Source organism: Chryseobacterium electrogenes (assembly GCF_053553015.1).
Map to the genome: position 1 here is coordinate 582,119 of NZ_JBNPPB010000002.1, position 22,048 is coordinate 604,166.

Annotated in this window: 21 protein-coding genes; 8 read left to right on the plus strand and 13 right to left on the minus strand. The window is 33.6% G+C overall.

The window, feature by feature from the left end:
• Positions 1–12: 12 nt before the first annotated feature.
• A complete protein-coding gene (locus ACQQ6V_RS02625) occupies positions 13–933 on the plus strand; it encodes a UbiA family prenyltransferase (RefSeq protein ID WP_448844038.1) in 921 nt (306 codons plus the stop codon).
• Between the two features lie 223 nt (positions 934–1,156).
• Positions 1,157–2,188 carry a pseudouridine synthase gene (locus tag ACQQ6V_RS02630; RefSeq protein ID WP_448844039.1) on the plus strand — a complete coding sequence of 344 codons (1,032 nt, stop codon included), beginning with the start codon at positions 1,157–1,159 and terminating at the stop codon, positions 2,186–2,188.
• A 77-nt stretch (positions 2,189–2,265) separates the two neighbouring features.
• Here ACQQ6V_RS02630 and ACQQ6V_RS02635 read toward each other — a convergent pair whose 3' ends face one another.
• Both ACQQ6V_RS02635 and pncA read right to left on the minus strand, forming a co-directional pair.
• Positions 2,266–2,835 carry a hypothetical protein gene (locus ACQQ6V_RS02635; RefSeq protein WP_448844040.1) on the minus strand — a complete coding sequence of 190 codons (570 nt, stop codon included), beginning with the start codon at positions 2,833–2,835 and terminating at the stop codon, positions 2,266–2,268.
• A gap of 117 nt (positions 2,836–2,952) precedes the next feature.
• Positions 2,953–3,558, minus strand: coding sequence for a bifunctional nicotinamidase/pyrazinamidase (gene pncA, locus ACQQ6V_RS02640; protein WP_448844041.1), 606 nt, complete (start codon positions 3,556–3,558; stop codon positions 2,953–2,955).
• Positions 3,559–3,728: 170 nt separating this feature from the next.
• Between pncA and ACQQ6V_RS02645 the strand changes: the two genes are divergently transcribed.
• On the plus strand, positions 3,729–4,319 hold the full coding sequence (locus ACQQ6V_RS02645; protein ID WP_448844042.1) for a Crp/Fnr family transcriptional regulator: 591 nt from the start codon (positions 3,729–3,731) through the stop codon (positions 4,317–4,319).
• A 51-nt stretch (positions 4,320–4,370) separates the two neighbouring features.
• On the opposite strand, the gene ACQQ6V_RS02650 is transcribed toward ACQQ6V_RS02645, so the two are convergent.
• The 6 genes from ACQQ6V_RS02650 to ACQQ6V_RS02675 all read right to left on the minus strand — a co-directional run bounded on the left by ACQQ6V_RS02650 (position 4,371) and on the right by ACQQ6V_RS02675 (position 10,307).
• The gene (locus tag ACQQ6V_RS02650; RefSeq protein WP_448844043.1) at positions 4,371–5,912 is read right to left on the minus strand and encodes an acyl-CoA carboxylase subunit beta; all 1,542 of its coding nucleotides are present in this window, start codon (positions 5,910–5,912) and stop codon (positions 4,371–4,373) included.
• A gap of 14 nt (positions 5,913–5,926) precedes the next feature.
• A complete protein-coding gene (accC, locus tag ACQQ6V_RS02655; RefSeq protein WP_448844044.1) occupies positions 5,927–7,366 on the minus strand; it encodes an acetyl-CoA carboxylase biotin carboxylase subunit in 1,440 nt (479 codons plus the stop codon).
• Positions 7,367–7,379: 13 nt separating this feature from the next.
• Complete coding sequence (locus ACQQ6V_RS02660) at positions 7,380–7,865, minus strand: acyl-CoA carboxylase biotin carboxyl carrier protein subunit (protein WP_448844045.1); 486 nt, start codon at positions 7,863–7,865, stop codon at positions 7,380–7,382.
• A gap of 26 nt (positions 7,866–7,891) precedes the next feature.
• A complete protein-coding gene (locus tag ACQQ6V_RS02665; protein ID WP_448844046.1) occupies positions 7,892–8,551 on the minus strand; it encodes a CoA transferase subunit B in 660 nt (219 codons plus the stop codon).
• A gap of 92 nt (positions 8,552–8,643) precedes the next feature.
• Positions 8,644–9,933, minus strand: coding sequence for a M56 family metallopeptidase (locus ACQQ6V_RS02670; RefSeq protein WP_448844047.1), 1,290 nt, complete (start codon positions 9,931–9,933; stop codon positions 8,644–8,646).
• Positions 9,930–10,307, minus strand: a complete 378-nt coding sequence (locus tag ACQQ6V_RS02675) for a BlaI/MecI/CopY family transcriptional regulator (RefSeq protein ID WP_448844048.1) — start codon at positions 10,305–10,307, stop codon at positions 9,930–9,932. The genes ACQQ6V_RS02670 and ACQQ6V_RS02675 overlap by 4 nt, the downstream gene beginning before the upstream one ends.
• A gap of 87 nt (positions 10,308–10,394) precedes the next feature.
• On the opposite strand from ACQQ6V_RS02675, the gene ACQQ6V_RS02680 reads away from it, so the two are divergent.
• Positions 10,395–10,841: a GNAT family N-acetyltransferase gene (locus tag ACQQ6V_RS02680; protein WP_448844049.1), complete on the plus strand. Its 447-nt coding sequence runs from the start codon at positions 10,395–10,397 to the stop codon at positions 10,839–10,841.
• A 98-nt stretch (positions 10,842–10,939) separates the two neighbouring features.
• Here the strand turns inward: ACQQ6V_RS02680 and ACQQ6V_RS02685 are convergent, their stop codons facing one another.
• The 5 genes from ACQQ6V_RS02685 to ACQQ6V_RS02705 form a co-directional block, all read right to left on the minus strand.
• Positions 10,940–11,800 carry a polysaccharide deacetylase family protein gene (locus ACQQ6V_RS02685; protein WP_448844050.1) on the minus strand — a complete coding sequence of 287 codons (861 nt, stop codon included), beginning with the start codon at positions 11,798–11,800 and terminating at the stop codon, positions 10,940–10,942.
• 76 nt (positions 11,801–11,876) lie between these two features.
• Positions 11,877–12,566, minus strand: a complete 690-nt coding sequence (locus ACQQ6V_RS02690) for an SIR2 family NAD-dependent protein deacylase (protein ID WP_448844051.1) — start codon at positions 12,564–12,566, stop codon at positions 11,877–11,879.
• Positions 12,529–13,296, minus strand: coding sequence for a DUF72 domain-containing protein (locus ACQQ6V_RS02695; protein ID WP_448844052.1), 768 nt, complete (start codon positions 13,294–13,296; stop codon positions 12,529–12,531). The genes ACQQ6V_RS02690 and ACQQ6V_RS02695 overlap by 38 nt, the downstream gene beginning before the upstream one ends.
• A gap of 7 nt (positions 13,297–13,303) precedes the next feature.
• Complete coding sequence (locus ACQQ6V_RS02700; protein WP_448844053.1) at positions 13,304–15,847, minus strand: heavy metal translocating P-type ATPase; 2,544 nt, start codon at positions 15,845–15,847, stop codon at positions 13,304–13,306.
• Positions 15,848–15,925: 78 nt separating this feature from the next.
• Positions 15,926–16,486: a helix-turn-helix domain-containing protein gene (locus ACQQ6V_RS02705; RefSeq protein WP_448844054.1), complete on the minus strand. Its 561-nt coding sequence runs from the start codon at positions 16,484–16,486 to the stop codon at positions 15,926–15,928.
• 150 nt (positions 16,487–16,636) lie between these two features.
• Here ACQQ6V_RS02705 and rpsO point away from each other — a divergent pair, with 150 nt between their 5' ends.
• From rpsO to ACQQ6V_RS02725, 4 genes are all read left to right on the plus strand, one after another.
• A complete protein-coding gene (gene rpsO / locus ACQQ6V_RS02710) occupies positions 16,637–16,906 on the plus strand; it encodes a 30S ribosomal protein S15 (protein WP_448844055.1) in 270 nt (89 codons plus the stop codon).
• A gap of 79 nt (positions 16,907–16,985) precedes the next feature.
• Positions 16,986–17,528: a DUF1003 domain-containing protein gene (locus ACQQ6V_RS02715; RefSeq protein WP_448844056.1), complete on the plus strand. Its 543-nt coding sequence runs from the start codon at positions 16,986–16,988 to the stop codon at positions 17,526–17,528.
• A 140-nt stretch (positions 17,529–17,668) separates the two neighbouring features.
• Positions 17,669–19,858, plus strand: a complete 2,190-nt coding sequence (locus ACQQ6V_RS02720) for a polyribonucleotide nucleotidyltransferase (RefSeq protein WP_448844057.1) — start codon at positions 17,669–17,671, stop codon at positions 19,856–19,858.
• 533 nt (positions 19,859–20,391) lie between these two features.
• On the plus strand, positions 20,392–21,468 hold the full coding sequence (locus tag ACQQ6V_RS02725) for a phage tail-like protein (protein WP_448844058.1): 1,077 nt from the start codon (positions 20,392–20,394) through the stop codon (positions 21,466–21,468).
• Positions 21,469–22,048 lie beyond the last annotated feature (580 nt).

Sequence of the window (22,048 nt, forward strand, 5' to 3'; positions counted from 1 at the left end):
ATAATATAGTGCATGAATAACGCTCCAAAAAAAAATAAAAATTTTGCCTATCGATTGTCTCAATTGATGGGCTTTATTTTGGGGGCACGTTTTTTTGTAACGCTATTATTAACATTTGCGTTATACGTCTCTACTTTTTTTTTATTTAATAGAGAAGAAAGTTTTAAGACTTTCGTGTTTGATTATCATGTTCACCTTATTATTTTCTGTGCTGTATTAAGCATCTTAGCAGGAGGGATAATTAATCAGTTTTACGATAGAGAAAAGGATAAAATAACACAACCATTTAGGAGCCAGCTACAATCTTTTCTCAAGCAGAAGTACTTTCTTTATATGTACGTTTCGCTTAACCTTTTATCGTTAGGTATTGCTGCCACATTATCTTGGCGTGTATTGGTGTTTTTTATTTTTTATCAATTTTTACTATGGTTCTATAGTCATAAGCTTAGCAAAATTCTTTTTGTAAATAACCTTACACTAGTGAGCATAACGATGTATCCATTTTTTGGAATGCTGGTGTATTACAGGACTTTCACCCCGAAAATATTTTTCATGGCGATTTTCTTGTTTCTGATCTTGACAATCGTAGATATGATAAAAGATCTATTGACAAAAAATGCAGATAAGGTTTTTGGATATCATACCATTGCTAACAGTTTTAGTCCCAAAATTGCAAGAAATATCATCATTGTATTATGTTTAATTTGTTTTGTCGTATCGCTTGTCATTACAGAAGGTATAGGATTAAGAAGCATTATGGGGTGGTATTTTTATGCAGGATTATTTGCCTTGATGATAACTATTTTCTTATTATTCAGAAACCGGAAAAATGACAAATTTATATCGCTCAATTTTCTGAGATTATGGATTATGATGGGGATTATTGCGATGTTATTAGATGGGATATCTAATAAGTATAATTGGCTTATATAGCATTATAAGGAGCCGAGAACCTGCTTTCCACTGTATCTTTCCACTGCTCACTCGGACGGCTCCGCTCCGCTCCGCCGCCTCACTCGCCCTGTAAAGGATGCCGTTGCAATCAGGGCTAATATTTCGGTTATTAATAAAAAATATTTTTTCAAGAAAGTCAGACTTATAAAAATCAGCCTATATTATTGAGTATAAAATCATATCTTTGCAAAAATTTTAGAATATGAGCAGAAACGAAAGAAATTCTTCAGATAGAAATAAAAAGACAGGAAATTTTGGAGGGAAGAAGTCTTCTGAAAATTCTCGTGGCTCAAGAACCGACTCCAAAGGCGGTTCAAAACCATTTAGTAAAGACTCCAAATTTGGGCGTCCTAAGACAACACGTGGTTTCAGAGGCGTAGAAACTTTTGAGAACGGCGAAGCAAAATTTGAGCCTTTAAAGAAAAAACCGTATCATACTTTTGATAAAGAAAAAGCAGCAACAGAGCGTACTAAATCTTTTATCCTAAAAAGAAGATTCGAAAAAATAGCCAAAGAAGTTCCGAAAGATACCATAAGACTTAACAAGTATATTGCTAATTCTGGTATCTGTAGTAGGAGAGAAGCAGACGAATTGATTACCCAAGGTTTGGTAGAAGTTAATGGCAAAGTAGTTACAGAAATGGGCTATCAAGTACAAAAAGTAGACAGAGTTGTTTTTGATGGGCAGAGTATTACGCCAGAAAAGCCAGTTTATGTATTACTTAACAAACCTAAAGGTTATATCTCAACAACAAAAGATGAGAAAGCTAGAAAAACCGTAATGGATTTAGTGGCTAATGCGTCTCCTTATCGTGTTTTTCCTGTGGGAAGATTAGACAGACAGACAACAGGCGTTATTTTATTAACTAATGACGGTCATATTACCAAAAAATTGACGCATCCAGCTTTTAACATGAAAAAAATCTATCATGTAACTTTGGATCGTAAGTTATCAGTAGAAGATCTTCGTGCTATTGGAGAAGGGATAAGATTAGAAGAAGGCGTAGCAGAAGTAGATAGCATCTCTTACATCGAAGGAAAACCAAAGAACGAAATCGGTATCGAAATCCATATCGGTTGGAATCGTGTGGTAAGACGTATTTTCCATAAGTTAGGTTATGAGGTAGAAGCCTTAGATCGTGTGATGTTTGCTGGATTAACTAAGAAAAATATCAAGCGTGGACATTGGAGAATTTTGACAGACCTAGAAGTTAATACTTTAAAGATGTTATAATCCTGATAAAAAAATATAAAAAAGAGAACTCAATTGAGTTCTCTTTTTTTTGTAATAATAATATTGTATTTTAATTTTTAGAAAATATAAGATACGCCAGCCTGAGTAAAGCCTCTTATACCAATACTTGGCTCTAGAAAAACACCAAAATTACCACCATATCTTACCCCAATTGGCATAATATTAAAGGCGAAAAAAGTATCATTTTCTTTAGTGACTGATGATGTACTATTGGCTTTGTATTCTGTATTTCGGAACAATACACCCGCAGAAACCCCAGAATAGAATCTGAATTTACTGTCTGCATCTGACCAGAAATAGTCAACCTTAGGTAAAATAGAAACATAAGATTGTTTGTCAATGCTAGATTGACTCTCATTAAAAGATTCTAAATTAGCTTCTAAGCCATAACGCCATTTCATATCGCTGTTATACATTGCAACACTAATGTTCAGCACACCATTGCTTTTAGGATAGCTTACCTCTCCTCCGAAGATCACGGCTCCTGCCGTACTTCCTATTCCTTTTAATAAAGAATCCGTTGTGCCAAATAATGACGGAGAACCATATGCTACAGAAACTTCATATTTTTGGGCATTTAGAAATGAAGCTGTTACCAAGGGTAACAGTAATAATAATTTTTTCATGGAAATTAGTTTTATAATTTAGACAAATTTAATAAAAACAAATTAATTGAGTCTGTAATTTATAAATTATGCATTTATTAACATGAAAATGTTTATGTTTTGCTTTTATTATTAATATTACCCTAAAATACTAACGCCGTTTTGTAATAAATCAAAAATAGTTGCTTTGTCATTGTCAGGTTTTAAATTAACCGCTTTTGTACCATTAAAGTGCATACAAGTTATAAAGCCTTCTTTAACAGAATCTGTACAGGTGAATTTTACGCAATAATCCATTGCCAAGCCAACAACTTCTACTAATTGGATGTCATGATATTTAAGATAATCTCCCAATCCAGTTTTCATGAAGTGATTGTTATCCTGAAAACCACTATAACTATCAATCTCTACATTTGTTCCTTTTTGGATAATTTTAGTAGCCTTGCTAATATTTAGGTTCTTATGAAATTCTGCGCCAAATGTACCTTGTATACAATGGTCAGGCCACATAAATTGCGGTATTCCATTTAAGATAATATTCTCTCCAACTTTACGATTATTATTACTTGCAAAAGATTTATGATTTGCTGGATGCCAATCCTGAGTAAGTATAATCTCATCATATTGATTATCATCCATTAATAGATTGATATATGGGATAATATCATTGGCATTAGGCACTGCAAGGGCACCGCCTTCACAAAAATCATTCTGTACATCAACAACGATAAGTGCTTTTTTCATAGTGTAAAAATTATGTTAGCTATTTATAGTTATACTCAAACATCAATTGTACCAATTGGTTAAAGTTTTACAAAAAGAAACAAATTGTCACACTTTTTGATGATAAAGAAAATAACAATTTGTTTTTGAAAAGAATTGACTAATTTTATACTTTAAATATTCACTACGTAATGAGCCTAAATTTTGATAAACATCTTTCAGAAATATTAGAAGTCCCTGAGAATTCTATTAACCTATGTTCTGAATATTATAAAATTAAACGTTTCAAAAAAGGTGAGATGTTGCTAAGAGAAGGAGAGGTCTCAGATGATCGTTACTTTGTAGAAAAAGGTTTGTTAAGAATGTTTTCTATTGATAAGTTAGGCAAGGAGCATGTCATACAATTTGCACCAGAAGGTTGGATTATTTCTGACTCAACAAGCCAAATACTTAACGAGAAATCTAGATTTTATATAGAAGCTATAGAAGATTCTGAAGTGGTACTTATACCAGAAGATTTTTTTGTTAAACTCTCTGATTTTTATCCTCAAGTCGCAAAAAAAAATCAGACCTTAATGTTTAATCACATAAAAAATCTTCAGAATAGGGTTAATTCATTAATTAGTACTACTGCGGAGGAGCGTTACATGGACTTTCTTAAAAAGTATCCCAATATAATGTTACGTGTACCACAATGGATGGTTGCATCTTATCTAGGTATTACGCCAGAAAGCTTGAGCCGAGTAAGAAAAGAATTAGCTAAGAAGAATTTTCAAATTTGAAAATAAAAAAGGAACAGTTTTTCTGTTCCTTTAATTTTATCTTATAGTTTTCTACAACGGAATATTACCGTGTTTTCTATTAGGTCTGTCTACAAATTTATTTTCTAACATTGCGAAAGCTTTTATTAGTTTTCTACGTGTATCTTCTGGGAAAATAACTTCATCAATAAAACCTCTTTGTGCGGCTGTGTAAGGATTAGCGAATTTTTCTGCATATTCCGTTTCTTTTTCAAGAAGCTTAGCAGCAGGATCTTCTGCTTCTGCAATTTCTCTTTTGAAAATGATTTCTGAAGCACCTTTTGCGCCCATTACTGCAATTTCTGCAGTTGGCCAAGCGAAGTTCATATCGGCGCCAATATGTTTAGAATTCATAACATCATAAGCTCCGCCATAAGCTTTTCTGGTAATTACTGTCACTTTTGGTACTGTGGCTTCGGATAAAGCGTATAATAATTTGGCACCATGAGTGATAATTCCGTTCCATTCCTGATCTGTTCCTGGTAAAAAGCCTGGGACATCTACCAATACTAATAATGGAATATTAAAAGCATCACAAAAACGGGTAAATCTTGCCGCTTTTACCGAACTGTTAACATCTAGACAACCTGCTAAAAACATTGGATTATTAGCGACTATACCAATGCTTCTTCCTGCAATTCTTGCAAAGCCAACAACAATATTTTCAGCATAATTTTTATGAATCTCAAAAAATGAATCTTCATCAATCAAATGATTAATAACCTCGTGCATGTCATAAGGTTTATTTGCGTTGTCAGGAATAATATTTTTAAGATCTTCACGTAACTCTTCGCCTAAAGTATAATCTAAGTGTTGTGGAACTTCTTGATTGTTTTGTGGTAAATAACTGAGTAAAGTTTTGACATCTTCAAGACATTCTATATCATTAGCTGATGTTGTATGAGCTACGCCAGACTTGGTAGAATGCGTAGATGCGCCTCCCAACTCTTCGGAAGTTACGCTTTCGTTGGTGACAGTTTTTACAACATTAGGTCCTGTAACAAACATATAAGACGTATTTTCTACCATCATTGTAAAATCTGTCATTGCTGGAGAATATACAGCACCACCAGCACAAGGTCCCATGATCGCAGAAATCTGAGGAATAACACCCGAGGCCTGAACATTTCTAAAGAAAATATCCGCATAACCACCCAGAGATCTTACACCTTCTTGGATACGAGCCCCACCAGAATCGTTGAGTCCCACCATAGGCGCGCCAACTTTTACTGCCATGTCCATTACCTTGCAAATTTTCTCTGCATGAGTTTCTGATAAAGCACCACCAAACACGGTGAAATCCTGTGCAAAAGCATAAGTTAATCGCCCATTAATAGTGCCATAACCAGTAATAACACCATCGCCTAGATAATATTCTTTATCCATCCCAAAATCTTTGGTACGATGTGTGACAAAAGCGCCAATTTCCTCAAAAGAGCCTTCGTCAAAGAAATAGTCTATACGTTCTCTTGCCGTTAGTTTTTTTTTGGAATGTTGCGTTGCTATCCTTTTTTCGCCGCCGCCTAACTTTGATTCTGCTATTTTACTATTTAATAAATCTATTTTATTCTCCATGATTTGATTTAGAATTAATTAGGAATACGCAAGGTTTTTTGATCTGCCAAATATTTTTTCAAAGCGACTAATGCTGCAACTTCGGCTTCTTTAGCTTGAGTATCGATAATAATTTGAGGACTGTAGTATTTTTTAACAAAATTAGTATCGAAATTACCAGAGCGGAAAGCTTCATGATCAAACACAAAACTACCAAATGGTAAAGTTGTACTTACGCCTTCTACTTTATAATTTTTGATAGCTTCCAGCATTTTTTCTATAGCTTCATTACGATCTTTACCATGGACAATTAGTTTTGACAACATCGGATCATAATATATCGGTACATCCATGCCTTCTGCAAAACCGTCGTCCACGCGCACGCCATCGCCAACCGGCGGTTGATAGGTTGATAATTTCCCAACACTTGGCAAGAAATCGTTAAGCGGATCTTCGGCATAAACTCTCAATTCTAAAGCGTGACCATTAATGCGCAAGTCTTCTTGCTTTATGGGTAATGCTTCACCACGCGCCACACGGATCTGAAGCTCTACTAAGTCTATACCAGTAATCATTTCGGTTACGGGATGTTCTACTTGCAGACGTGTATTCATCTCCAGGAAATAAAAATTTTTGTTTTCATCCAAAAGGAATTCTACTGTTCCTGCTCCTAGATAATCACAAGATTTTGCAACTTTAACAGCCGCTTCTCCCATAGCTTTTCTAATTTCTGGCGAGATAACGGCAGATGGCGCTTCTTCCACAACCTTTTGATGACGACGTTGGACAGAACATTCTCTTTCGAATAAATATAAAATATTGCCATGATTGTCTGCCATCACTTGGATTTCGATGTGTTTTGGTGAGGTTACATATTTTTCAATAAAAACAGAACCGTCCCCAAAAGCAGATGTGGCTTCAGAAATCGCACGTTGCATTTGGAATTCAAACTCGCCTTCATTTTCTACCACACGCATTCCTTTTCCGCCGCCGCCAGCAGAGGCTTTAATTAAAATAGGAAATCCAATTTCTACCGCTACTTTTTTTGCTTTTTCGACATCGCTAATGGCTTCGTCAAGACCAGGAACCATTGGGATATCGTAGGCTTTGACAGCTTCTTTTGCCGCCAACTTGCTTCCCATGATATGAATAGCCTTGGATCTGGGACCGATAAAAGTAATATTGTTAGCTTCTGCTTTCTCGGCAAAAGCTGCATTTTCTGACAAAAAGCCATAACCAGGATGGATACCATCTACATTAAGTTTTTTGCAGACTTCAATAATTTTATCACCTAAAAGATAAGATTGATTAGATGGCGCTTCTCCAATACAAATAGCTTCATCAGCAAATTTTACGTGAGGCGACTCTCTATCTGCAATCGAGAAAATAGCAACAGTTTTGATTCCCATTTTTTTTGCGGTTTTCATCACTCTTAATGCAATTTCTCCTCGGTTAGCTACGAGTATTTTTTTCATTTGTGTCTGGCTTTTATTCGAATTCTATTAATAACTGTCCTTTGTCTACGGCTTGTCCTTTGGTAATAGCAATAGATCTAATTATGCCTGTTCTTGGTGAGTAAAAGCTATTTTCCATTTTCATGGCTTCTAAAATTAGAAGATTGTCGCCTTCGTTAACTTGGTCTCCAACTGATACGGCAATTTCTAAAATCAATCCTGGCATTGGTGCTTTGATGACGTTGACTTGTTTTGATTTTCCAATTTCAAAGCCCATTTCTTTTATCAATTTATCCAAATTATTATGGATATCAACTTCATAAATCGTGTTGTTAATGCTTACAGTATATTTTTTTTGATTAAAATCAGACTCTACAATTTTTGCTGTAAATGATTGGTCATGCAACAAGATATGAAAGTTTTCATGATCCAGACTTGCAACATCGGCAGTATCTAGTTGTTCTTCCGTCCAATTGAAATCGTAAGTTTTATTAACAGATATGTTGAATTTTTTTTCCATAGAATATTTGGTTTGATTATTTAAAACTAAAAAACCATTTCTGGCGTATTTTCATCAGCTATTAATTTGCCTGCGGTTGCCTGTCTTATGTCTTCTACAGTAACGCCTGGTGCTCTTTCTAATAACTTGAAGCCGCCTTCTTGCAATACATCATACACACCTAATTCTGTTACAATTTTCTTAATACATCTAACGCCCGTAAGAGGAAGTGAGCACTCAGAAAGTAACTTGCTTTCTCCATACTTGTTGACTTGTTGCATCGCGACAATAATATTTTTGGCAGAAGCTACAAGATCCATAGCGCCGCCCATACCTTTAACCATTTTACCGGGGATTTTCCAGTTGGCGATATCGCCATTTTCTGAGACTTCCATCGCTCCAAGAATGGTTAGGTCTACTTTCTGAGCTCTAATCATCCCAAAACTCATAGCCGAATCAAAAATAGAAGAGCCAGGAAGCGTTGTAATTGTCTGTTTTCCTGCATTGATTAAGTCCGCATCCTCTTGACCTTCAACAGGGAAAGGTCCCATGCCGAGAAGTCCATTTTCTGATTGTAATACGACGTTAATGCCTTCTGGGATGTAGTTAGCTACCAATGTTGGAATCCCAATCCCTAAATTAACATAGGAGTTATTTTTTATTTCTTTTGCAATTCTTTGTGCAATTTGTTCTTTTGTAAGACCCATTATTAATGAATTATTGTGCACTAAAAATACATTTTTTTCAGAAATGAGAACCTATAAAAGAAAAAAAAGAGTCAATGTTGACTCTTTTATAATTATTTTTTTGAACGTAATGCTGGTGGTGGAGGCGGAGGTGGTGGGGTCTCTCCTTTGCCAATGAATTCTATAGTAAATGGAATTTTTAATTCTGAGGCTACAGCTTCACCATTTTTTTGTGCAGGTATCCATGTTATATTTTTTAAAACCTTCTTGATACTTCTGTTAGATTCTAGTCTAAATTTTTCGTTAGCACTTTCGGTTCTTACTCCTTGTAGCTTACCATATTTATCAATTATGATAAACGAATTTGCGTTTAGTTTTCCGTAAATATTATCAAATTTGCTAATGTCAAATTCATTAGATAAAGCATTTCTTAACGTGGTCATTCCGCCAGGGAATTCTGCTTGAATATCAACTTTGTCAGCATTATAATTTTTAATTGTATCTGTTAATGCCTTATTATTGAGTGGAGAAGATAGTTTTGTTTTGCTTTCTAATAAAATTGGTGTTTTTACTTTTTCTGCAAAGGCAAAAATTATCGCTCCAGAAAATAAGACACTACCTAATATTCTTGCGGTAGATCTTTTTGGGTTAGTGTTCATCATAATAAATCTTTTTTTGGTGTTGTTATGTCTTTTGAGTGTTTGTACTAATGGCGAAAAATTATTGGTGATTTCATTATAAATTATTTTTTGATAATTCTTTATTGATGTTGATTCTAAAACTTTATCATCAGCTAAAAACTCGTGGTTGGTACATATTGCAGATTTGTAAAGATAAAGCGCGGGATTCAGCCAAAATAAAGCCTTAATAATTTCTATTAAAATAATGTCATAACTATGATTTTGATCGATATGAGCTTTTTCGTGGATGATAATACTGTCATCAATTAATTGGTTTTCGTAAAGATTTTGATTTAAATAAATGGTATTAAGGAAACTAAAAGCTGTTGTTTTTTGCGTTAATAAAGCAATGTCAAATATCTTATTCTTTATAATTTTAGCATGCTTTTTTGTTTGAAATAGTTTGAAAATTTGATAAACTAATTTCATTATCAATATAAAAGTCACAATGTAATACAAAGAGGAAAGAATTACTAACCAATCCATATTTTTGACTTCTTTAATTGATGAATTAACAGTTGTTAAAGTTATTCCTGTAGTTTTATCTTCAACATAATAAGTCCCGATTGGAATTTCTAAAAAAGGAATTATCCCTGCAATCAAAAGACTTCCCAGTAAAAAATACCGTTTGAAATGATGGTTTTTTTGACGTTCTAAAACTAAATAATAGAATGCTATCAATAGAGAAGTGGCTGCTGTAAATTTTATATAAAGCAATATCATGGCTCTGTGTTTTCTATTTTATCATCAATAATATCACGTAATTCTTTCAATTCTTTTTGGCTGAGCTTAGTATTTTGAGTGAAAAAGGAAGCAAATTGACTCGCAGAATTACCAAAAAAATTGTTAATCATACTTTTCATTTCAGAAGAAAAATAGTGTTCTTTATCAATCTTTGGATAATATTCTCTAGAATTACCAAATAATTTGTAGCCTACAAAATCTTTGTTTTGCATCCTTTTTAATAGCGTTGCAATAGTTGTTGTAGCAGGTTTTGGGTCAGGAAATTCTTCTATAATATCTTTCATAAAAGCTTTTTTCTGCTCCCAAAGGATTTGCATTACTTCTTTTTCTGCGTCTGTTAATTTAATTTTCATTCTACAATTAATTATCTTGCTCTACAAATGTAGAATTAATTTTTAATTACACAAATATTTAATTCTTAAATTTGTAAAAAATAAAAAATGAGTTTAAAAATAGAATCTTTACAAGAACACGAGATTAATCTTGTATTGCCGATGATGAAAGACTTTTATGAAATTGATAATTATGCTTTTGATGAAAAATCAACAGAAGAAAATTTTAAAATTTTTATAAAAAACGAGACTTTAGGCCAAGCATTTTTGTTAAAAGATGGTACAGATGTCGTAGGCTATATGATTATGAACTATATTTTTAGCTTCGAATTTGGCGGAACAATGTGTTTCCTGGACGAATTATATATAACGCCAGAAGCTCAAGGGAAAAAATATGGTGGATTGGCTGTAGAGTTTTCGCAAAAATTTGCAAAAGAAAAAGGTCTGAAAATGATGTTTTTAGAAGTAGAACATCATAACGAAAGAGCGGTGCATTTATATAAAAAATTAGGATTCGAGATGCATAAGAGAAATATTATGACCTACGAACCCTAATTGATTTCTTATAAGCAAAGGCTCAAAGTTAAATCCTTTATAAAACTGTTGTAAGTCGCAAATTAATATATTTTATTTTGCGACTTTAGGTTTAAGATCTAATTCAATGTTTCGTTGATCTTAGGATAATCTGAAATTTTCTTGAAGACAAAACGATTACTTTCTTTTAATTTTTGAATGAAAAGATCCAGTTCTTTAACAGAGTTTTCATCATGAAGATATTGATCGTGCGTTAGCAAGACCAGATGTCGCGGTGTTTTTTCTAGGTCATTAAAAAATATACTGTCTACTTTTTTCAGCATATCTTGATGATTGTTTTTAAGTTTCATTTGCGGACTTCCGTGCCATTCTAAGTCCCAGCCAATAAGTTTGAAACCAGCAGTTTGTAGTTGGTCTGCAGCGATTTTAGATGCTTTTATATCGGTAATATTAATACCATTAATTCTCCAAATATTACGTCCAGGTGTTCTGGCGATAGGATTTAGAAGTTTTAGGCTATCTCTAACAATTTTAAAATCATGGACTACTTTATCAGGATTTTGATAAAATTTAGCATATTTATTATTAGCATGACTGTAGCTGTGATTAGCAATTTCTATTAACGAATCTTGCTGTAGATCTGCATAATCTAGTTTTTGCTTATTGCTGCTATTAATATGATTTCCGACAACAAAAGAGCTGGCATAGATGTTATGTTTGTTAAGAATTTTTATCATATTTTCAGTACCTCTGTTAGGACCATCGTCAAAGGTAAGGTAGATTGTTCTTTTATCAGGATCGTCTATGTTAACACGATTAGGTTGCTTTAATTCGGGGGCATTTTTAGCTAATTCTGGCTGTAACGTATTATTTATATTTTCTTTTTGACAAGACTGAAATGTTACAGTTATTGCAGTTAAAATTACAATAGTGCCAGGAAAGCTTTTGTTGAAGAGCTTTCTAGCTAAAAAATGTTTCATAAAATAAATGGAATTAAAGTGTTAATGAATGTTAATTATCGTCAATAATTCATAACAATTAAAATGCCATATTTTGTTAAAATGAATATTTTGTAAGTAATATTTTTTTTAATTTTTCCATGCCTTCTGTTGCGGACATTTTATAAAAGTTATCTTGAGGAGTCAATTTGTTTTCAAGATGTGGATCTATTACAAAAATTTTGCAGTTTTCTTGGGCACTATGGATAAGTCCGGCTGCAGGATAGACTTGTAACGATGTGCCAACAATCAATAAAATGTCAGCTTGAGATACAATTTTTTCTGCGTTTTCAATTTCAGGAACCATCTCACCAAACCATACAATATGTGGTCTAAGTTGATTGCCGCAATTGTCTTTATCACCAATATTAAGATCTTCTTCCCAAGTGATGATATTGTTGTAATTGTTGATAGGACGGACTTTTTTTAATTCTCCATGAAGGTGAAGTATATTGTTAGAACCAGCCTGTTCATGCAGATCATCTACATTTTGTGTGATAATATTAACTTCAAAGTTTTGTTCTAATTCTTTTAAAATTAAATGTGCTTTATTGGGAAATACGCTCTTTAACTGACGTCTTCTCAAATTATAAAAGTCTAAAACTAATTGTGGATTACGAGCAAAGCCTTCTGGAGAAGCAACATCTTCAATCTTATGATTTTCCCATAATCCATTAGAATCTCTAAAGGTTGAGATGCCACTTTCTGCACTAATTCCCGCTCCCGACAATACCACCAATTTCTTCATAATTCGATTTTGTAATTTGGTTTAAATATAATGAATTGTGAATTGCTGCTGTGCCCCAAGTATTATTAAAAAAAATATAAGTTTCTTGATGAGCATTTTTAATACTTTCTGAGAGATGATCTAAGAAAGCATGATTATATTCAGATTTATAAAGAATAGGATTGCCATGCAGTCTGTAATAGTTGTAAGTGCTATCGTTGTCTATAAAATCATCAGGGATGTCCCTTGGGAAGCTAATCCCGGAGAATGTGATTCCTTTATTATTAAGTAATTTTATAACGTCATTTCGCCACCAAGACGCATGACGAAATTCTATGGTATTTTGTTTTGAAAGATCAATTTGGTTTAAAATTAAATCTAAATTAGATAGATTGAAATCAAATGATGGCGGAAGTTGATATAAGAATCCAGCTAGTTTTTCTTTAAGATGTTGCTGCATGTAGTTGCAAAATTCTATAATATCTTTTTTAGATCGTTGTAATTTTTTTTCGTGTGTAATATTTTTAGGTATTTTGATAAAAAACTTGAAGCCAGACGGCGTATCATCATACCACTTTTTCAAAGTGCCGACTTGAGGTTTTCTGTAAAATGTTAAATTGATTTCGACGGCATTTAGTTGTTGCGCATATAATTCTAAATAATCTTGAGGCTGTGTATGTTCTGGATATAGAAGTCCATTCCAATCAGGATGGTAAAAACCAGAGCAACCGATGTATATATTATTTTTCATACAGCTTTTATTTAAGGTCTAGATTAACAGAATTAAGTCTTAAAGAATTAAGAATTACCGATAAAGAACTCACGCTCATTGCGGCCGCCGCAATCATTGGCGATAACAAAATCCCAAAAAAAGGATAGAGTAGTCCTGCTGCAATAGGAACTCCCAGTACATTATATATAAAGGCGAAGAATAGATTTTCTTTAATGTTTTTCAGGAGTTTTTCGCTGAGTAATTTAGCTTTGGCAACGCCTAAAATATCGCCTTTTAACAAAGTGATTTCTGCGCTTTCTATCGCTACGTCTGTCCCAGTGCCCATTGCAATGCCAATGTTGGATTGAGCGAGAGCAGGCGCATCATTAATTCCGTCGCCGGTCATTGCTACGATTTTGCCTTCATTTTGAAGTCGTTTAACTTTGTTTAATTTATCTTGTGGAAGGCAATTGGCTTGATAATGTTGTATGCCTAATTCTTCTGCGACTGCTTTTGCAGTATGCTCATTGTCGCCCGTCATCATAATAACATCTATGCCGTCATTAATTAAAAACTCAATGGCTTTTTTAGATGTATTTTTAATCTGATCTGTAAAGCTAACAAAGCCCAAAACTTGATTATTTTCTGCGATATAAGAAACCGTATGCGCTTTGGATTGAATATTGATCGCTTTTTGTTTGAGCTGATCTGGAATTGTAATGTTAAATTCTTCCAAAAGACTTTGGTTGCCGAGGTAGACGGTTTGTCCATTAAGGTTTCCTTTAATGCCTTTTCCAGAAATATTTTGGAATTGTTCTATTTTTTCTATTGAAATATTTTCGGATTTAGCTTTCTTGAGAACCGCTGTGGATAAAGGGTGCTCTGAATTTTGGTTCAAAGAAGCTGCGATTTTTAAAACTGAATCTTTATCGGTGTTTTCTAAAATTTCTATATGTTGCAAGGATGGTTTTCCTTCGGTTAAAGTTCCTGTTTTGTCGGTGATTAAAACATTAACTTTATTCATTTGTTCTAATGCTTCAGCGTTTTTAATTAAAATTCCGTTTTTGGCACCTTTTCCAATTCCGACTGTTAATGACATTGGCGTAGCTAATCCAAGCGCACAAGGACAAGCTACAATTAATACGGCTACAGCATTGACAAAAGCGAATAATGTCCGTTGTCCTTCTGGCCCGAAAAATTGCCACAAAATAAAAGTCAGCATTGCAATCGCAATCACCACGGGCACAAATATTTTTGAAACTTTATCGGTTAACTTCTGTATTGGGGCACGACTTCGGCTGGCGTCGTTCACCATTTTTATAATTTGAGATAATAAAGTTTCGTCGCCTACTTTTTCGGCTTTCATTAAGAAAACCTGATTGCCATTAATTGTTCCCGCAATGACTTTATCATCAATATTTTTCTCAACTGGGATCGGTTCTCCTGTAATCATAGACTCGTCAATAGAAGAATTACCATCGATGATTTTACCATCAACCGGGATTTTTTCACCAGGTTTAACCTTTAATATATCATTAAGTTTAACATGATCTAATGCTATTTTTCTTTCAGAATTTCCTTCTACCAAAGTCGCTTCGTCTGGTGAGAGATTCATTAATTCTCGGATGGCATTTCCTGTCTTTTTATGTGCTGCAGCTTCCATTAATTGACCAAGAATGACCAAGGTTAAAATAACACAAACTGCCTCAAAATACAATGGAATATCACCGTCGTGACCTCTGATCTCATGCGGAATAATATCAGGAAAAGTAATCGCTACAATGCTGAACAAAAATGCAGCCGTAACGCCCAAAGCGATTAAGCTGAACATATTTAGATTCCAGGTTTTAAAGGAAATCCAACCTCTTTTCATAATAAACCAACCTGCGAAAAATAAGACTGGCAAAGTGAAAATCAATTCTATGATACCTTGCAATTGGTGAGAAAACGGAAAGTTAATAAACATCCCGCCCATTGACAATACAAAAACTGGAATGGTAAATCCTAGAGCGATTAAGAATTTGTTTTTCAGAATTTTATGTGTATCATCTTCTTCCTCATTTTTTCCGGGATATTTTACCAGATCCATCCCACAAACAGGACAGCCTACGTTAGAATCATAGACTTTGTCACCTTCGCAAAACATAGGACAATAATACTTCCCGGCTTGGCTAGTTATAGGTTCTTGGTTTTTAACTTTTGAATCTTGATTGCTGGATGATTTTTGATTTTTTTCCTCAATCGGGACAAGATACATTTTGCAATCGGGACAACGTTCGCCTTGTGAAAAATAAACTTTGTCACCTTCACATTCCATCGGGCAATAATAGACTGACGACGGCGAAACGCGATCTTGAGGCTTTATAAAGCTTGTGTCTTTATGAGCAGGATCTTCTAATTTATAATTACTAACTGCGGATAAAGCATGGTTAAGTTCTTCTAAAGTAAAGTCTCTGTCAGAGTTGATTGTTGCAGAATTTTTTTCTAAATCAACATATGCGTGTAGTCCTTCTATATGATTAAGCGTCTCGGATATTTTTTTTTGACAGCCAGAGCATGTCATCCCTAAGACGTTGTAAGTACGTTCCATAATCCTTTAATTTGTCGTACAAATGTCAGTATATCAAAAATTATACTGTTATACTTATAAGGATTAAGTTTATAAAATTCAGATTTTGTCGAGTGCTTTTCTGTTGTGTTCTTTAAGTTTTTTAAATTCGGTTGGGGTAAAACCTGTGTTGGACTTAAACTGTGTCGAAAGATGTTGTACGCTTTTGTAGCCTAGTTTTCCTGCAATTTCGGTTAGGTTCAATTCATTGTAGAGTAGGAGTTCTTTAACCTTTTCTATTTTTTGAAGGATAAAATATTGTTCTAAAGTATGATTTTCATTTTGAGAAAATGCTTTGGACAATGCGCTGTAATCTTTATTAATTTGATGAGATAAAAACTCTGACAAAACGAAATTGTCTGAAATATCGAGATCGTGAATTTTTACAATAATGAGATTTTTAATCTTTTCGATAACTTGATGAGAAGAATCTCTTAGACGATCAAAACCATTATCTTGTAATTTTTTTTCTAGGATTAAAATATCATGATCTGACAATGTATTTTCGGTTTCTACCTCACCTAATTGTAAATGGCTGATGTCAATTTTTAAATCTTTGAAAATATTATCAACCGCAGTAATACAACGATTGCAAACCATATTCTTGATAAATATTTTCATAAATTAAACCTCTAAAAATTGAATAGACAAAATTACGCTATTCCTTTATATATCGCAAATGATAAAATATTTGCAGCTAACGATGTTTTGTATGGTATTAAGTTGTATATTTGCACCCGAATTACATAATAATCATTAAACAATATTGGAATGTATTTAACAACAGAAAAAAAAGCGGAATTATTCGCAAAACACGGTAAATCAGCAGCTGATACCGGTAGTGCAGAGGGACAAATTGCTTTGTTCACTTTCAGAATTAATCATTTATCTCAACACCTTAAAGCTAATCACAAAGATTTCAACACTGAGAGATCTCTAGTGAAATTAGTAGGTAAGAGAAAAAGATTGCTAGATTATCTTAAGAAAACTGAAATCGCAAGATATAGAGCGATTATCGCTGAACTTGGAATTAGAAAATAATTCTAAGGCAAAAATCTACAGAAGCAACTCCGAAACGAGTTGCTTTTTTTAATTTTACTATTTTTAAAATTCATTATCAATGAGAATAACTGAAGATAATCAAGAAAGGTTAACAGTATTAGAGAAAATAGCAAATGGTATAATGTGGTGGATAGGCTCTATCCCGTCGCTTGTTGTGCATACTGTTTTCTTTGTATTATGTTTTGCTTTGCCTGTTTTTCGGCTTGTTGACTGGGATCATATGTTGTTAGTTTTAACAACATTATTGTCTTTAGAAGCAATTTATTTAGCGATTTTCATTCAGATGTCGGTTAATAAAAGTTCTGTTCAGATTGTAGAAATCCAAGAAGATATAGACGAGATCCAAGAAGATATTGAGGAGATCAGTGAAGATATTGAAGAAATTAGCGAAGATATCGAGGAGATTAATGAAGATATTGACGAGATCCAAGAAGATATCGAAGAAATTAATGAAGACGAAGATGATGAGGATCACAGCGATAGAGCCAGAACTGTAATGCTGAAAAGTAAGGTTTCTACTAATAGAAATGAAATAAAACAATTAAGAGATAAGATTAAAGAATTAGAAAATCTGATTGATAAAATAAGAGAAAAAGACTAGAAGTTAAGCGGTTAACTTTAATTTTAGACTTTATAGTTTCAACCTAAAATTTTAATCAAATTTCATTATATTTGCACGGAAATTTAAAGAATTTAAATATTAATCGCAATCATACGGATTGCAAAGACGAAAACAAATTTATGAGTGCACCACAAGCAATCACTGAGTTAATTACTCTTGCAGATGGCAGAGAAATTACTCTAGAAACAGGGAAATTGGCGAAACAAGCTGACGGATCTGTTGTTGTAAAAATGGGCGGAACAATGCTTTTAGCAACTGTTGTAGCCAATAAAGAAGCCAACCCAGGTGTTGACTTTTTACCATTAACAGTAGATTACAGAGAAAAGTTCTACGCGGGAGGTAAGATCCCAGGTAACTTCTTCAGAAGAGAAGCAAGACCATCTGATCAAGAAATCTTAACCATGCGTCTAGTGGATAGAGTACTTCGTCCATTATTCCCAGAAGATTTTCATGCAGAAGTTCAGGTAATGATTTCATTGATTTCTTACGATGGACAGTCTATTCCAGATGATTTAGCTGGATTAGCGGCATCTGCGGCTATCGCTATTACAGATATTCCTTTCAACGGACCAATGTCTGAAGCAAGAGTTGTAAAATTGAACGGAAAATTAGCAATTAATCCTAATTATGAAGATTTAGCAAACGCTGAATTAGACATAATGGTTGGTGCTACAAAATCTTCTATCGTAATGGTAGAAGGAGAAATGAAAGAAATTTCTGAGCAAGAAATGTTAGAAGCTATTCAGTTTGCTCACAAAGAAATTATCAATCAAATTGAAGCTCAAGAAAGATTAGCGGCTAAAGTTGGTAAATCTTTCCCTAAAAGAGAATATAACCACGAGAATCACGACGAAGAAATCCGTGAGAAAGTGTGGAAAGAAACTTACGATAAAGTTTTTGAAGTAGCTAGAACGCCTTCCGCTAAAGAGGAAAGAAGTGAAAAATTCAAAGCTGTATTAGTAGAGTTTTTAGCTCAATATACAGACGAGGAAGAGTTGGCAAGAGTTACACCTTTTGTTAAAGTATATTACCACGATGTAGAGAAAGAGGCGATGCGTCAGATGATTTTGGAAGACAATATTCGTCTTGATGGTCGTGATCCTAAGACAATTCGTCCAATTTGGTCAGAAGTAGATTACTTACCAGGAGCGCACGGTTCTGCAGTATTTACAAGAGGAGAAACTCAATCGTTAACTGCTGTGACTTTAGGATCTGTTAAAGATGCTAACATGGTAGATAGCGTGATTACTAACCATGACGAGAGATTTTTCTTACATTATAATTTTCCTCCATTCTCAACAGGTGAGGCGCGTCCTTTAAGAGGAACGTCAAGAAGAGAAGTAGGACATGGTAACTTGGCTCAGAGAGCTTTGGCTAACATGATTCCTGCAGAAAATCCTTACACAATCCGTATTGTTTCTGATATTTTAGAATCTAACGGTTCTTCTTCTATGGCAACAGTTTGTGCAGGTACTTTAGCATTAATGGATGCAGGTGTGCAGATTAAAAAACCGGTTTCTGGTATTGCGATGGGATTAATTACAGATGAAAAGTCAGGTAAATTCACGGTTCTTTCTGATATCTTAGGAGACGAAGATCACTTAGGTGATATGGACTTCAAGGTAACAGGAACTGAAGACGGAATTACAGCTTGTCAAATGGATATCAAAATCCAAGGTCTTTCTATGGATATCATGGAGCAGGCGTTAATGCAAGCAAGAGACGGAAGATTACATATCTTAAATAAAATCACAGAAACTATCGCAGAACCAAGAGAAGACGTGAAACCTCACGCTCCGAAAATGGTAATGATCGAGATCTCTAAAGATTTTATTGGAGCAGTAATTGGACCTGGTGGAAAAATTATTCAGCAGCTTCAAAAAGATACAGATACAGTTATTGCGATTGAAGAAATCGGCGAGATCGGTCGTATCGAAATTTCTGGTGTTGATAGAGAAAAAATCAATGCTGCGATTGCAAAAATCAACGAAATTACTTTTGTGCCAACAGTTGGTGAAGTGTATCAAGGTAAAGTTGTGAAAGTAATGGATTTCGGAGCTTTTGTAGCGATTGCTAAAGGTACAGAAGGTCTTCTTCATATTTCTGAAATCGAATGGTCTCGTCTAGAGAAAGTTCCTTATAAAGAAGGTGATGAAGTTGAAGTGAAATTTATGGGTTATGATGATCGTAAGAAGATGAAGCTTTCTAGAAAAGTACTTCTTCCTAGACCACCAAGACCAGAAGCTAAGCCAAAAGCTGAGAATGCTCCAGCAAAACCTGAAGGTGATAAGCCTGCAGATCAAGCGTAATCATTTTCAATTGATATATAGAAACCACTTCGAAAGAAGTGGTTTTTTTGTTTTTAGCTATTGAATGATTAAGTAAGCAGATTCTTGAAAAACTTGTCTATTTTTCTCATGAAGATTTGTCCGTTTTTTTTAAATTAAAAGCTAATATGAAGTTTTTGTTAATGTAATCGTAAATTAACTTTTAATTGTAGTTAAATAGTTTTAACATATTGTATTAAATATTAAAATTATGTTAAAGTGTATTTGGTTAAATTTAATTGTATTAAATGATCTTACAAATTATATTATTTATAATTAAATGTATTTAAAATTATATATAATTAAATGATAAATATTTATATTTTATTATGTGTAAAAACATTGAATGAGTTTTTTTTTATGCTTTTTGATTGTTTTAATTGAAAATAATCTTAAATAAATAGGTTTAATTAGCAAATAGTGTTAATTAATATATTGTTTTTTTAATTTATTATCATAAGGTAATGTTTGTGTTTTATTATGTTTTTAATTTTGCGGTCTGAGATTACACACAGATGATGAATTTAAATAAAATACTATTCTTTGGCATTGTGTTATATAGTAATGTACTATTAGGGCAAGTTGGTATTGGGACGTCTGATCCGGATGCTTCTTCTATTTTACATTTAGAAAGTAATAACAAAGGTTTCTTGATGACAAAAGTTGGATTGAAATCTACTACCGATACATCTACCATTCTTAATCCTGCTGTAGGCTTGCTAGTATGGAATAATGGTAATGAAGGACTTTCTCCTCAAGGATTTTTTTATTGGAACAATAATCAATGGAATTCTCTTTCTGTAGGAAATGGTAACGGTGGTTCCTCACAGTTTAATTGGTCTTTATCAGGAGATAATGGAGGTAATAATAGTGGTGACAAAACGACAATGTCTATTGGTACAGCTACTTATGATGATTTAGTTTTTAAGGTCAATGGTAATATAGCAGGTAGATTAGGTGTTAATGGCATGCGTAATATTGCATTTGGTAATGGCTCCTTGGCTTCAGGTTATCAATCTGTTGCAATTGGGAGTGATGCATCAACAAGCTCTAATGACGAAATAGCTTTAGGGAATAGTGCGAAAACGGCTAATCAGAGTTCTATCGCAATAGGGGCAGGAGCTTCTGCAACAGGACAGTATTCTGTTGCAATAGGACATAACGCTAAGACTTCTCAACAGCGAGCTTTAGTCTTGGGAGATGAGTTGACTAATGTTGGTATCGGGACTAATACGCCTAATACAAATACGAAGATAGATGTTTCAGGATCTTATAAGTTAGGAACAAATGGATCGATACAAAAGAATTTGATTAGTTTTGAGGTACAAACTGGTGTTAGCTTTGTTGATATTCCTGCTAATGGTGTTAATTATATTGATTTTAATATTCCTAATACAAGTCAGCCAAGTTCTACTAGGGTTACCGTGACAGTATCGCCATCCAATAACTCTAATGAGTTCAATAATAATTTTGCAGTTGTAAGTAGTCGATTAATTTCTACATCGCAAGTGAGAGTTTATTTTATGAATATTAGTAATGCTCCGGCAAATGTATATTATATGAATCTTTATTTAACGCTTAATGAGTTTTAATAACCTTTATCATAATAAAAAAATAGCTTTACAAGCTTACTTTCATTATTTAAAATCGTATTCTTCCCGTTAAAAAAGATGCGCCTGACTAATTAGATAGGTTTATTTTATATAGCCTCTCGCTGTATTGTATCATCGTTGCATTTTCCAATCTTCGAATCCCATATCCATGTCTGAAGACTAAGATTAAAAAAATAGCATTGAATTTCAGTGTGTTTAAGGATGCGTTAATAAATAGTTCACAATAAGTTTGCGGGAGATATGTAAAGGGCTTACCTTTGCAGTCGCAATTAGAGATAAGAGCGGCGCAGAAGACAGTAAAGATGACATAAACTATAAAGATTCTCAAAAAATAAATACAAATTTTATTTGCGAGTATTGATAAAAAGTTTTACTTTTGCAAACGCAAATCGAGATAGATTAGCAAGCGTAGGAGTAGAGTATAAGATGTGTGATGATGATTATTATGGCTAAGAAAAATAGTAATAATAAGAGTTGTGTATATCGGAAAAAGTTTTTACTTTTGCACTCGCAAATCAGGGACGACTGACAGAGAAGATTCCTGATAGAAAAGCGAGAA